At 35.8% G+C, this 13,275-nt stretch carries 12 protein-coding genes; 5 read left to right on the forward strand and 7 right to left on the reverse strand.

The window, feature by feature from the left end; genetic code table 11:
- Positions 1–72: 72 nt before the first annotated feature.
- Positions 73–1,137 (forward strand): histidinol-phosphate transaminase, encoded by a 1,065-nt coding sequence (gene hisC / locus FGL66_RS01685; RefSeq protein WP_180809895.1) that lies wholly within the window; start codon positions 73–75, stop codon positions 1,135–1,137.
- A gap of 180 nt (positions 1,138–1,317) precedes the next feature.
- Positions 1,318–1,845 (forward strand): 5' nucleotidase, NT5C type, encoded by a 528-nt coding sequence (locus FGL66_RS01690; protein ID WP_180809896.1) that lies wholly within the window; start codon positions 1,318–1,320, stop codon positions 1,843–1,845.
- Positions 1,846–1,895: 50 nt separating this feature from the next.
- Here the strand turns inward: FGL66_RS01690 and FGL66_RS01695 are convergent, their stop codons facing one another.
- From FGL66_RS01695 to FGL66_RS01710, 4 genes are all read right to left on the reverse strand, one after another.
- Positions 1,896–3,398, reverse strand: a complete 1,503-nt coding sequence (locus FGL66_RS01695; protein WP_180809897.1) for a peptide MFS transporter — start codon at positions 3,396–3,398, stop codon at positions 1,896–1,898.
- Positions 3,399–3,661: 263 nt separating this feature from the next.
- Entirely contained in the window at positions 3,662–5,173 is a 1,512-nt protein-coding gene (locus FGL66_RS01700; RefSeq protein WP_180809898.1) for a peptide MFS transporter, read from the reverse strand.
- Between the two features lie 384 nt (positions 5,174–5,557).
- A complete protein-coding gene (queF, locus tag FGL66_RS01705; protein ID WP_180809899.1) occupies positions 5,558–6,058 on the reverse strand; it encodes a preQ(1) synthase in 501 nt (166 codons plus the stop codon).
- Between the two features lie 27 nt (positions 6,059–6,085).
- Entirely contained in the window at positions 6,086–6,967 is an 882-nt protein-coding gene (locus tag FGL66_RS01710) for a DMT family transporter (RefSeq protein WP_180809900.1), read from the reverse strand.
- A 788-nt stretch (positions 6,968–7,755) separates the two neighbouring features.
- Between FGL66_RS01710 and nrdI the strand changes: the two genes are divergently transcribed.
- From nrdI to nrdF, 3 genes are all read left to right on the forward strand, one after another.
- Entirely contained in the window at positions 7,756–8,154 is a 399-nt protein-coding gene (nrdI, locus tag FGL66_RS01715) for a class Ib ribonucleoside-diphosphate reductase assembly flavoprotein NrdI (protein ID WP_180809901.1), read from the forward strand.
- Positions 8,117–10,222, forward strand: a complete 2,106-nt coding sequence (gene nrdE, locus FGL66_RS01720) for a class 1b ribonucleoside-diphosphate reductase subunit alpha (RefSeq protein ID WP_180809902.1) — start codon at positions 8,117–8,119, stop codon at positions 10,220–10,222. The genes nrdI and nrdE overlap by 38 nt, the downstream gene beginning before the upstream one ends.
- A gap of 180 nt (positions 10,223–10,402) precedes the next feature.
- A complete protein-coding gene (gene nrdF / locus FGL66_RS01725) occupies positions 10,403–11,365 on the forward strand; it encodes a class 1b ribonucleoside-diphosphate reductase subunit beta (protein ID WP_180810447.1) in 963 nt (320 codons plus the stop codon).
- Between the two features lie 55 nt (positions 11,366–11,420).
- On the opposite strand, the gene FGL66_RS01730 is transcribed toward nrdF, so the two are convergent.
- The 3 genes from FGL66_RS01730 to FGL66_RS01740 all read right to left on the reverse strand — a co-directional run bounded on the left by FGL66_RS01730 (position 11,421) and on the right by FGL66_RS01740 (position 13,262).
- Positions 11,421–11,735, reverse strand: a complete 315-nt coding sequence (locus tag FGL66_RS01730; protein ID WP_180809903.1) for a CHY zinc finger protein — start codon at positions 11,733–11,735, stop codon at positions 11,421–11,423.
- Between the two features lie 6 nt (positions 11,736–11,741).
- A complete protein-coding gene (gene murB / locus FGL66_RS01735) occupies positions 11,742–12,665 on the reverse strand; it encodes a UDP-N-acetylmuramate dehydrogenase (RefSeq protein ID WP_180809904.1) in 924 nt (307 codons plus the stop codon).
- An 81-nt stretch (positions 12,666–12,746) separates the two neighbouring features.
- Complete coding sequence (locus FGL66_RS01740) at positions 12,747–13,262, reverse strand: GrpB family protein (protein ID WP_180809905.1); 516 nt, start codon at positions 13,260–13,262, stop codon at positions 12,747–12,749.
- Between the last annotated feature and the right edge of the window lie 13 nt (positions 13,263–13,275).

Below are 13,275 nucleotides of genomic sequence, written 5' to 3' on the forward strand. Positions count from 1 at the left end.
TAGCTATTTAAGAATTAAATAGTTATAATAGTTAACATATTTCAAATGTTCAGAATATATGGAGGTATTGCTATGAAGTCACAAATTTCACAGTTACGTGCATACACACCGGGTTTATCACCTGAAGCACTCAAGAAAAAACTAGGAATTGAAGGAGAACTGCATAAACTCGCATCTAATGAAAATGTGTACGGTCCTTCTCTATTAGCCAAAGAAGCAATTCAACATAATGTGGATGATTTATATTTATATCCAGAGCCGAATGCACCGTTATTACAAGAAGCAATTGCTAAACATTATCAAGTTAAACCGGAACAAGTAGTATTTGGAGCTGGATTAGATGAAATGATTGTTATTATTTCACGGACAGTCATTCGTTCAGGTGATAAGGTCGTTACAAGTGAAGGTACGTTCGGACAATATTTCCATAATGCTGTTGTTGAAGATGCGAACTTTGTACAAGTTCCGTTAAAAGAGGGGGCATTTGATTTAGAGGGTATTGCTGAAGCAGTAGATGAGAATACGGCACTCGTATGGATTTGTAATCCTAATAACCCATCAGGAACTTATCATACACATGAAGCAATTGAAGCATTTATTCAAAAAATACCAAGCAATGTCACAATTTTGTTTGATGAAGCCTATGCAGAGTACGTCACTGCATCTGATTATCCGAATACGCTAGAACTTATGAAAAAATATAATAATATTGCGATGCTTAGAACATTTTCAAAAGCATATGGTCTTGCAGGGGTACGTATAGGCTATATTATTGCACCAGAAAAGCTGGCAGAACAGCTCAATGTTATTCGTCCACCATTTAACACGACACGTTTATCAGAGCAAGCGGCATTAGCAGCATTTCAAGATCAAGACTATTTGAAAAAGATAGTTGAGCTTAATGCACAAGAGCGTGAAAAATTTTATGATGTAAAAACACCATTCCATATCTATCCATCACAAACAAATTTTATTTTTGTGGAGACAGATGATGCAAAAGCCTTGGATAATGCTTTATTAAAAGAAGGGATCATTGCACGTGCCTTTCCAAACGGGGTACGTATTACAATTGGTTTTCCAGAACAAAATAAAGTGATTCGCAATGTTTTAACAGCATTTGGAAGTCAGACCTCTTAGAGAAATGAAGAGGTGCAATAAGAGACACTGATTGAAATTCAACCTCAAATGAGCAGGTAACGATTTTTTTAACTAGACATACCGCTAACCTAGATCCCTCTAGTGCAATGATCTTATTATAGGTGGCTACTAGCAAATTTTGCTATAATGTAGACTGAAAGATATATAAGGAGCGATACGATGAGAAAGTCAATTGGTATTGATATGGATGAGGTTTTAGCGGATACAATGGGGGCGATTTTAGAAGCGTTTAATCGTCGCACACAGTTAAATATAACAATTGAGCAAATAAAAGGGCGTAAAGTCTACGATATGTTGCCTGAACATGCATCAATCGTTCGAGATATTTTACGATCGGATGGTTTTTTTGGACGTCTTCCAGTCATTCAAGATGCACAAGAAGTGGTTCAAAAATTAACAGAACATTATGATGTCTATATTGTAACAGCTGCTATGGATGTGCCGACTTCTTTTCATGATAAATATGAATGGTTGCGAACGCATTTTCCATTTTTAGATCCACAACAATTTGTTTTTTGTGGACGAAAAAACATTGCAGCTACTGACTATTTAATCGATGATAATCCGAAACAGCTCCGTATTTTCAAGGGGAAACCACTGATGTTTAGTGCGCCACATAATTACGGTCATACAGAGTTTCAACGTTTGAATGATTGGCGAGAAGTTGAAGCTTATTTTCTAAAATAACATTAAAAGACCTTCCTACGTTTAGTAAAAACGGGAAGGTCTTTTAATGTTTAACGAATACCTTTCATGGCGCGTAGAATAATAGGAGAAATAAACAATATAATAAGGGCAACAGCTACGGCGATGCCTCCGATTAAGCCGAAGTAGTTTTGGTCTCCTAAAAGTGGTAGTAATTTAACGAGTTGTGCATTAATTGCTTGAGCAGTGGCACTTGTTAATAGCCACAGACTCATCATTTGTGCGTTGAATTTTTCTGGTGCAAGTTTAACAGCCGAACTATTACCAGTCGGCGAAATACATAATTCACCGAGTACGCAGATGAAATAAGATAAAACAATCCATAAGAAACTAATATTTGCACTTTGGTTATAAAAAATAACAGCCATCATTAAAATAAATGAAGCCCCCGCTAAAAATAGACCGATTGCAAACTTGACGGGGAGACTGGGTTCGAAACGACCAAGGCGACGCCATAGCCATGAAATAATCGGTGCAAATACAACAATAAACAATGGATTGATCGATTGAAACCATGTTACTGGGAACTCAAACGCAGCACCCAAAATGTGGAATGATAAATCTGCTTTTTCATCTGCATAAACATTTAATACGTTAGCGCCTTGTTCTTGAATAGACCAAAAGATCACACCTACGATAAATAGTGGAATAAATGCAAAGACACGGGAACGCTCTGTTTCTGTTGTGTCTTTACTTGTGAGCATCACACTAAAGTAACAAATCGGTAGTAAAACCCCTAGAATAAGTACAATGAAACTTATTAAATCAAATGTCAATGTATTGGTTAGATAAGTAATAGTCAGCAACAATAACATCAAAATAATAATGATTAATGTGAGACGTCCATATTTTTTCTTTTCAGTTACAGATAGTGGATTGGGGGCTGTTGTTCCGATCGTTCCTAAGTTTTTGCGATGAAATAGTAAGTAAAAAATTAATGAGAGCGTCATACCGATTGCCGCAATAAGAAAACCACTATGAAAGTGACCCGTCTTACGGAAATGGTCTAAAATCAGTGGTGCAACAAAAGCCCCCATATTGACTGACATATAGAAAATGACAAAACCTGCATCGACACGTTCATCCCCTTTGGGATAGAGGCGTCCAACAATATTTGAAATATTAGGCTTCATTAAGCCAGAGCCCACTATAATAAAAAACATAGAGGTTAATAATCCAGGCAAAGCAAAAGGTAGGCTTAGGCAAACATGACCGATAATGATAAGTATTGCACCGTAAACAAGTGAGCGACGCGTTCCTAATATACGATCAGCCACCCATCCTCCAAGAATAGTTGTCATAAAAATAAGAGAACCGTAGATAGAAATTAATGACTGTGCAAAAGTTTTTTCGAGTCCAAGTCCACCTTGAGCTACATTGTAATAAATATAGTAGATGAGCAGGGCGCGCATACCGTAGTAACTAAAACGTTCCCAGAACTCAACGGTATAGAGTACACCAAGCCCCTTTGGATGTCCAAAGAATCCCTTTTGAGGGATGTTTCGAACAGCTTCTTCATGTGATGATATTGACATGTTGCAACCTTCTTCCTCGTTGAGAATAATACAGTAGTCAGTTTACGCCTTTCAACTATACATTTCAATAACTTATCGAGGATTAGAACGTATGGACAAGAAGTAATCAAGAAGTAGATAAGCTGAACAAAACATTTAAAACTTGATGCGCGAAAAGAGAGGTTAAAAGTCAGGTTTATCAAAAAGTCACTTTAATATTTCAAAGTGGCTAAATATCAATAAAAGCCTATACTCAAAAAATGAGCGTAGGCTTTTATTGTGTGTTATTTTACACCTTGCATTAAGTTCTTGATAAATGGTGTTGCGATTAGTAGTAAGATACCAATTGCGAGTGCAATACTGCCAGAATATAGGAAGTATTGATTCGAGCTAATAGCTGTATAAATGGTTACCATTTGAGCGTTGATACCTTGAGCCATAGCATTTGATAAGAACCATACACTCATCATTTGAGCTGTAAAAGCTTCAGGTGCTAATTTAGTAGTTGTTGACAAACCGATTGGAGATAAGCAAAGTTCACCTAATGTTACAATGAGGAAACTTGCAACTAACCAGAATGGATTAATTAATTCTACACCACTTGATAGTGGGATAACCATAATCAGATAAGATACACCTGCAAGTAAAACACCAATCGCAAACTTAATAACAGTCGGTGGATTGTAGCGCCCCAGTTTTACCCATAATATTGAGAATACAGGCGCTAGTGCTACGATGAATAATGGATTCAATGATTGAAACCAAGCAGGTGGGATGTGGAAATCGATAAGCCCTCCTGTAACTTTAGCAAGATTTAACTGTGTTTTAGTATCTGCAAATTGTGCAAGAACAGTTGAGCCTTGTTCTTGGATCATCCAGAAAGCAACAGACGCGATAAATAAAGGAATATAGGCAAAAACACGTTTGCGCTCAAAATCAGCTGTTTTTTTACTTAAAATAATTTTAACAAAATAGAATAACGGTAAACCAACGCCTAAAAAAGTAACAAAGTTTGCAAAGTTTGCGATTGTGAGTTGACCGTTCATGTTTAGAATGACACAAACTATGATAATAATTGCAGTGACAGTAGCAAGAATTTTAATGAATTTTGTGCGTTCTTCTTTTGATAATGGATCAGGAACTTCCAATCCAGCTAAACCTAAATATTTTTTGTTTGTAATGAAATATGTAAGTAAACCTACGAACATACCAACCGCTGCAATTGAAAAGCCAGCATGGAAGCCAACATTAATTTGTGTCCATCCAATAATTAAAGGTGAGATTAATGCACCTAAGTTGATTGACATGTAAAAAATGGTGAAAGCTGAGTCCATACGAGGGTCATTCTTATCATACAGTAAACCAACAGTTGAAGAGATGTTCGGTTTAAGTAGTCCTGTCCCGATAATTAAAAAGAGTAAAGCAAGTAATAACAATGCAAAATTATTTGGTAATGAGAGTAGAATATGACCAATCATTATTAAAATACCACCGTAGAATAATGCATGGCGTGTTCCAATAAGACGGTCGGCGATCCATCCACCAATAACACCACTCATATAAATCAAAGCACCGTACATAGATACGATTTGTAGTGCGACACCTTGATCAAGACCAAAGCCACCCTTTGCGACAGAGTAGTAAATATAATACGCTAATATAGCTTTCATGCCATAATAGCTAAATCGCTCCCAAAACTCTGTGAAGAATAGGGTGCTTAGCCCTTTAGGATGTCCGAAGAAACCAGTACGTGGTGTACTGTTTAATATTTCTTCCCTTGTGTAATGTTTGCTCATAAAACTTCCCCTTTCCTTTCGTTGAGTTAAAACTATTTTATAACTATTACTTATTTTAAACAAGAAAATTCTGAAAATAGTTGTGTCAGTTTTATAGCAGTTTTAAGAGTCTAAGTTGAAAATGAGGACTAGAAGTGAGGGGAATGCACTCAAAGTGATAAATTACAAAAATGGAGTAGGGCGGAAAGCTTATTTTTGCAAAGCGCTTTCTGTCTACTCCTGTTCAGCTAGTGAGATTAAAACTAAAAAAGGCGTTAAAACATATTTCACTTCAACCATTTACGAACATTACAGATATTTGTGCGCTGATTCAGGTCAAAATTCTGATGTCTGTTTCGCCTTAGTAGTAGCTAAAGCAAAACTCTTGATTAAATGATTATACTACTAGCGATTATCGATTGTTTCTGGATAAAGGTCATGGTTCATCATGCGGTATTCAGCCATTTGTTCATATTTTGTATTAGGGCGACCATAATTGGTATATGGATCAATAGAAATACCACCTCGTGGCGTAAATTTGCCCCAAACTTCGATATAATGAGGATCCATCAAGTTAATCAGATCGTTCATTATAATATTCATGCAGTCTTCATGAAAATCTCCATGATTACGGAAACTGAATAGATAAAGCTTTAAAGATTTAGATTCTACCATTTTAATGTTTGGAATGTAGGAAATATAGATTGTTGCAAAGTCAGGTTGACCTGTAATAGGGCAGAGTGAGGTGAACTCTGGACAATTAAATTTCACGAAATAATCACGACCTTGATGCTTATTATCAAAAGTTTCTAAAACATCAGGGCGATAGTCAAAATGATAAGTGTTGTCTTGATTACCAAGCAGTGTGATATCTTTTAAGTTTTCTTTTGAGCGTCCTTCAGACATAATTAAGTTCTCCTTTGATATGTAGAATTAAGAATGATTGTTGTTTGTGTTAGACAAAGATGTCGTACGTCGTGCACGTTCGAACATGTAGTAACTTGCGCCTAAAATAATGACATACCCGATGAGTGCATAACGATCGGGCGTTTCTCCAAATAATATAAAACCAATCAAAGCAGTAAATAAGATTGAAGCGTAAGTAAAAATGGAAATGTCTTTGGCAGGCGCATAACTATATGCTACGGTAATACCAATTTGCCCAACTGCTGCCGAAAGTCCAGCTAAGATAAGATAAATAATTTGTGTACTTGTCATGGGTTCATAAGTCATCAGTACGATAGGTAATAATGCAACAACAGAAAAGAATGAGAAGTAAAACACAATAGTGTAAGGTGCTTCACGTGTACTCAATGCACGAACAGCTGTATAAGCAGCAGCGGCAAAAACCCCTGAAAGTAACCCCATGATTGCTGGAAGTATATCCGATGAGAATTCAGGCTGAACAACAAATAGCATCCCTATGATTGCGATCACCATAGCTGTAAGTTGGTATTTTTGAATATATTCTTTTAAGATAATTAAACTGAGCAGTATTGTCCAAAAAGGGTTAAGCTTCATTAAAATATCTGCGTCACTCAGAACCATATGGTCAATTGCATAAATATTGAGCAGCACACCTGTTAAACCCAATAGAGAGCGTGTTAACAGTAAGGGCTGACTGCTTAATTTACCAAAAAAGGGTTGTTTAAATTTAAGTATGAAAAAAAGTGGAATAAACATCGCTACTAGATTTCGTGCCAATGATTTTTGGAAGACAGGTAAGTCTCCGGCAAGGCGAAAAAAAACTGCCATAAAGCTGAAACCAATAGCAGAAATCAAGATTGCGATAATGCCTTTCATTTTTGCATTCATTCAATCGCCTCTAAATATTAAAATTTTAACGTATCTATCGTAGCATAAAAAAAATAGATGTGCTAGATAACAAATTTTTGAGTTTATAATGATAAGCATGATAATCTTAAAGCATTGGTTTTTGATAGAATATATAGAGCTAAGAACATATGTTCTCTTTTGTTGTCATTTTACAGACAGGTAGAGGACAAAAAACCTTTGGCATTTTGTGTTCAAATAAATTTCTTAAATGTTGTAAGTATTGTCGCTATCACTGTTGTATCTATTACAGTACGACAGTTTAATATTTTCTTCTTTCTTTTCAATAATTTGTTATGTATAATGAAACACATAATATGGTAGTAAAAATCAGAAAAGTATACTATATATTGTGTTTTTTCCTAGTTATAGAAATGACGAATATACAAAATCAATAGAGGATTACACAATAAAACACATTCTATGTTAAATGTATTTTGAAAAGTAGTCCATTTTATATATCGACAAGTAGTAAATGTTCACAATCAACATTTTAATACTTGTCGATATATGTGTGAGTTAAAACGAAATGTATGTTCGTATTGATAAGAAACATCCATACATTGTATTTCAATCTATCACGTTGAGTTGTAAGAAAAACAGTAGATGACTCAGTTCAAATAGGTCGTCTGTCTTTTTATCTTCGTCTACGGTATCAGAGTAGTCGTGAAATCTTTGTTTAATGGTTGGGCGTTCGTTTTATTTCTATACAGCTTTTAAGAGATTTGTGGTAGGTTGCTACAATACAAGTGCGAAGGGTGGTTATTCTAATGAAAGTCGTTTTTTATTCTTTTACAGGTAACGTTAGACGGTTTATTAAACGTACAGAGTTAGAAAACATATATGAAATTACCGAAGCAGACGCAACAATGCACATGACAGAACCATTTATTTTAGTGACAGGAACGATTGGGTTTGGAGAAGTGCCTGCACCTGTCGAACAGTTTTTAGCGGTAAATCATACACTTTTAAGAGGTGTAGCTGCAAGCGGAAATCGTAATTGGGGAAATAACTTTGCTAAAGCAGGGGTTACCATTTCAGAAAAGTACCACGTGCCATTATTATTGAAGTTTGAATTGCACGGTACATCAAGTGATACGTTGGAGTTTAAAGAGAAGGTGGTTAATTTTGATGAAAGCTATGGAAGAAAAGCATTACAATCATATTGAATTAAACAATGAAGTCACAAAGCGTAAAGAAAATGGCTTTTTTAATTTAGAAAAAGACCAAGAAGCATTGCGTGTTTATATGGAAGAGGTTCAAGATAAGACAGTATATTTTGATAGTGAACTGGCACGTCTTCGCTTCTTAGTCGAACATCAATTTTATTATAATGTATTTGATGATTACACAGAAGAACAATTAACAGATATTATAGATTTTGCAAATAATATACCATTTCAATTTGCAAGTTACATGTCAGCAAGTAAATTTTTTAAAGATTATGCATTGAAAACCAATGATAAATCACAATACCTTGAAAATTATCATCAGCATATTATGATTGTATCACTTTACTTGGCTAAAGGAGATGTCCCTCTTGCTAAGCGTTTAATACAAGCGATGATTGATCAACGTTACCAGCCTGCAACACCTACTTTTTTAAATGCAGGTCGTGCAAGACGTGGCGAACTCGTGTCATGTTTCTTACTCGAAGTAGATGATAGTTTGAATTCTATTAATTTTATTGATTCAACAGCCAAGCAATTGAGTAAAATAGGAGGCGGTGTAGCAATCAACTTATCAAAGCTACGCGCCCGCGGTGAAGCGATTAAAGGGATTAAGGGTGTTGCCAAAGGTGTACTACCCGTTGCTAAGGCATTAGAAGGTGGATTTAGCTATGCTGACCAATTAGGTCAACGTCCGGGTGCTGGGGCAGTCTACCTGAATATTTTTCACTATGATGTCGAGGAGTTTCTCGATACGAAAAAGGTGAATGCAGATGAGGATTTACGTTTATCTACAATTTCAACAGGTTTAATCGTACCGTCTAAGTTCTTTGAGTTAGCTAAAGAAGGAAAAGACTTTTATATGTTTGCACCACATACCGTAGCACAAGAGTACGGTATAACTTTAGATGATATTAATATTGATGAATATTATGATCGTCTTGTTGAAAACCCTAATATTATGAAGAAGCGTAAAGATGCGCGTGAAATGCTCAATATGATTGCGCAAACACAACTGCAATCAGGATACCCTTATTTGATGTTCAAAGATAATGCAAATCGCGTTCATGCCAATAGCAATATCGGTCAGATTAAAATGAGTAACTTATGTACAGAAATCTTCCAACTTCAAGAGACATCAGTCATTAATGATTACGGTGTTGAAGATGAAATTAAGCGTGATATTTCATGTAATTTGGGTTCGTTGAATATTGTCAATGTGATGGAATCAGATAAGTTTAGAGACTCTGTTCATACAGGTATGGATGCATTGACTGTTGTAAGTGATGAAGCCAACATACAAAATGCGCCAGGTGTAAAAAAGGCAAACAGTGAGTTACACTCTGTTGGTCTAGGTGTGATGAACTTGCATGGTTACTTAGCAAAAAATCAAATCAATTATGAATCTGAAGAGGCCAAAGATTTTGCAAATGTCTTCTTTATGATGATGAACTACTATTCTCTTGAGCGTTCAATGCAAATTGCAAAACAGCGCGGTGAAACATTTAAAGGTTTTGAACAATCTGATTATGCAAATGGACGTTATTTTGAGCGCTATACAACACAAGATTTTGTGCCACAGTCGGATAAAGTCAAAGTACTTTTTGAAGGTCATCATGTACCGACACGTGAAGATTGGAAGGCATTAGAAGCAGATGTTAAGCATTACGGTCTTTACCATGCCTATCGCTTAGCCATTGCACCAACACAAAGTATTTCTTATGTACAAAATGCGACAAGTTCTGTTATGCCAATTGTTGATCAAATTGAACGCCGAACTTATGGCAATGCAGAAACATTTTATCCAATGCCATTCTTATCTCCTCAAACAATGTGGTACTATAAGTCAGCATTTAATACCGATCAGATGAAGTTGATTGATTTAATTGCAACAATCCAAACACATATTGACCAAGGGATTTCAACAATTTTATATGTAAACTCAGATATCTCTACACGAGAGCTGGCACGTCTTTATGTATATGCTCATCATAAAGGCTTGAAATCACTATACTATACACGTAATAAACTGCTTAGTGTAGAAGAATGTACAAGTTGTTCTGTATAACGAAACCATCAAATGAACGTGTTCCGAGGTATGATGTTCGAGTTGAGGATAACTGGATTGCAACAAGTGAATTTTAATCCAGTCCCTTACTGTTAATACTGACAAAATAAACTTAAAATCATCTTGTGCATCATATCCAAAGACATTTTGATAAATTATAGATAGGAGATTTTTATGTCAATGATTGCTGTGAATTGGAATACTCAAGAAGACATGACGAATATGTTTTGGCGACAAAATATCGCACAGATGTGGGTAGAGACAGAGTTTAAAGTTTCTAAAGATATTGCGAGTTGGAAGACATTAACCGAAGCAGAACAAGAAGCATTTAAAAAGGCATTAGCAGGTTTAACAGGTTTAGATACACATCAAGCAGATGACGGCATGCCATTGATTATGATGCATACAAAAGATTTACGGAAGAAAGCGGTATACTCTTTTATGGGAATGATGGAACAAATTCATGCCAAGAGTTATTCTCATATTTTTACAACGTTGTTACCTTCTAAAGAAACCAATGAACTTTTAGATCAATGGGTGCTAGAAGAACCACATTTAAAGTTTAAATCTGAAAAAATTGTGGGCAACTATCATAAATTGTGGAAAAAAGAAGCATCTATTTATGATCAGTATATGGCACGTGTTTCAAGTGTGTTCTTAGAAACATTTTTATTCTATTCGGGGTTTTATTATCCGTTGTATTTGGCAGGTCAAGGGCGTATGACAACATCTGGCGAAATCATTCGAAAAATTTTGCTGGATGAATCAATTCACGGTGTTTTTACAGGATTGGATGCGCAAAGCTTGCGTAATGAGCTATCTGAAAGTGAAAAGCAACATGCAGATCGAGAAATGTACAAATTATTAGAAGCGCTTTATGCCAATGAAGAATCCTATACACGTAGTTTATATGAGCCTATTGGTCTGGCTGAAGATGTGCTTAACTATGTACGTTACAATGGTAATAAAGCATTAGCCAATTTAGGGTTTGAACCTTATTTTGAAGAGCGTGAGTTCAATCCAATTATTGAAAATGCGTTAGATACAACAACAAAAAATCACGATTTCTTCTCCGTAAAAGGTGACGGTTACACATTAGCACTAAATGTAGAAGCATTACGTGACGAAGACTTCATATTTTAAATATCAAAAAAAGCGGTGACTACTATTACAGATCGTCATCGCTTTTTTATTAAGGTTATATTTCAAAATAGTGATGATAATGAAATTTGCAACGATGATTGAAATGAGCCTTACATTGTGGACATACTTCTGTCATCATGTATGTATCAATCGACATTTCATATTGGCATATGCCACAAAGAATGGCATGTATGTCAAATTCATGAGTCTTCCATCGTTTAATCGCATGTTTTTCTGCTTCATTATGGCATTTAAAGCAAGGATAGTACTTGTTACAACATTTGAACTTAATTGCGATAACATCTAATGGTGAATGATAGTGTATACAACGTGTTTCTTTGTCGACAATAGCACCGTGCACAGTGACCATGCTTTATCACTCCTCAGATTGTACGGGCTCACCAATAATTCGAACTTCTCGCTCTAATGTGATATGAAATTTATCTTTGACGACTTGTTGTACATATTGAATAAGTTTTTCATAATCTGTTGCTGTACCATTTGCGACGTTAACCATAAAGCCAGCATGTTTTTTAGAGACTTCGACGCCCCCGATACGATGCCCTTGAAGTTCGGCATCTTGAATAAGTTTACCAGCAAAGTAACCGGGTGGGCGGCGAAAAACACTGCCACAAGAAGGATATTCAAGAGGTTGTTTGGATTCACGACGTTCTGTTAAATCATCCATAACACTTTGAATGGCTTGCTGTTCTCCCGGTGTAAGTGTGAAAGCAGCTTCAAGTACGACATAATGTTCGCTTTGAATAACACTATTACGATAATCCAGTTCAAGTTCATTGTGTGTAAGTTGTAACATTTCTCCTTTTTCATTGATGACACGAGCATAGTCGATAATATCTTTCATTTCTCCACCATAGGCACCTGCGTTCATATAAACAGCTCCTCCAACAGAACCTGGAATACCACAAGCAAACTCTAGACCTGTCAAGGATAAGTCACGCGCTTTACGTGAAACATCAATAATCGCTGCACCGCTTCCTGCGACAATTGTCGCATCCGAAGCATCAATATGATTAAGTTCAAGTAAACTTAATACAATGCCACGAATACCTCCGTCACGGATAATAATATTTGAGCCATTGCCTAAGTATGTCAGTGGAATATTATGGTGATAAGCATATTTCACAACACGTTGAACGTCTTCATAGTGTTTTGGAGAAATATAAAAGTCAGCGTTTCCTCCAGTTTTTGTATAAGTATAGCGTTTTAAAGGTTCATCTACTTTAATGATGTCTTTTGGGATTAATTGTTCAAGATCTTGCAAGATGTTAGTACTCATTCTTGTTAACATCCTTTCTTTTTATCATTATATCTATTGTAACCGTTCTAGCAGTTGAAAGTCATGTATGAGATGTCATCATTACAACATTGTATAAAGCTGAGAAAACAGTTGTTGTTTGTATGTTTCATATGCCCGAATAGTGGTAGGGGGTTGGGCTAATGCTTGTTTTTGTTGATTGAAAAAAGCAATAGCAGCTTTATCGTTGTGCAGCAATGTATCTACCGCAATGTATTGTTCGAATGTTGGCGTATGATGTTGAATGATATGTAACCGAACATGCTGTTTTAAATCAACAAGGTTATTGAATTGAGCCATTACAACTTTTTTATGATAAGCGTGATGTAAGCGATAAAAACCTGCATAGTTTAAACGTTTTTCGTCAAGAGCGGTAATATCATGTAGATTATTTACGCCGACGAGAATATCAAGAATCGGTTCTGTCGGATAATTGAAATGTTTTGTCCCACCGATATGTTGTGTAGATTTAACAGGTGAATCAAGCAACTGAAAAAGCAACGCATGATAGTATTCATACTGTTGGGTATAATGCTGTGTAGAATCTTCTGTGATGAAAGATTGAACATGCGGGTACACGTGGCAACCTCCT

Source organism: Staphylococcus sp. 17KM0847, from assembly GCF_013463155.1.
GTDB lineage: Bacteria > Bacillota > Bacilli > Staphylococcales > Staphylococcaceae > Staphylococcus.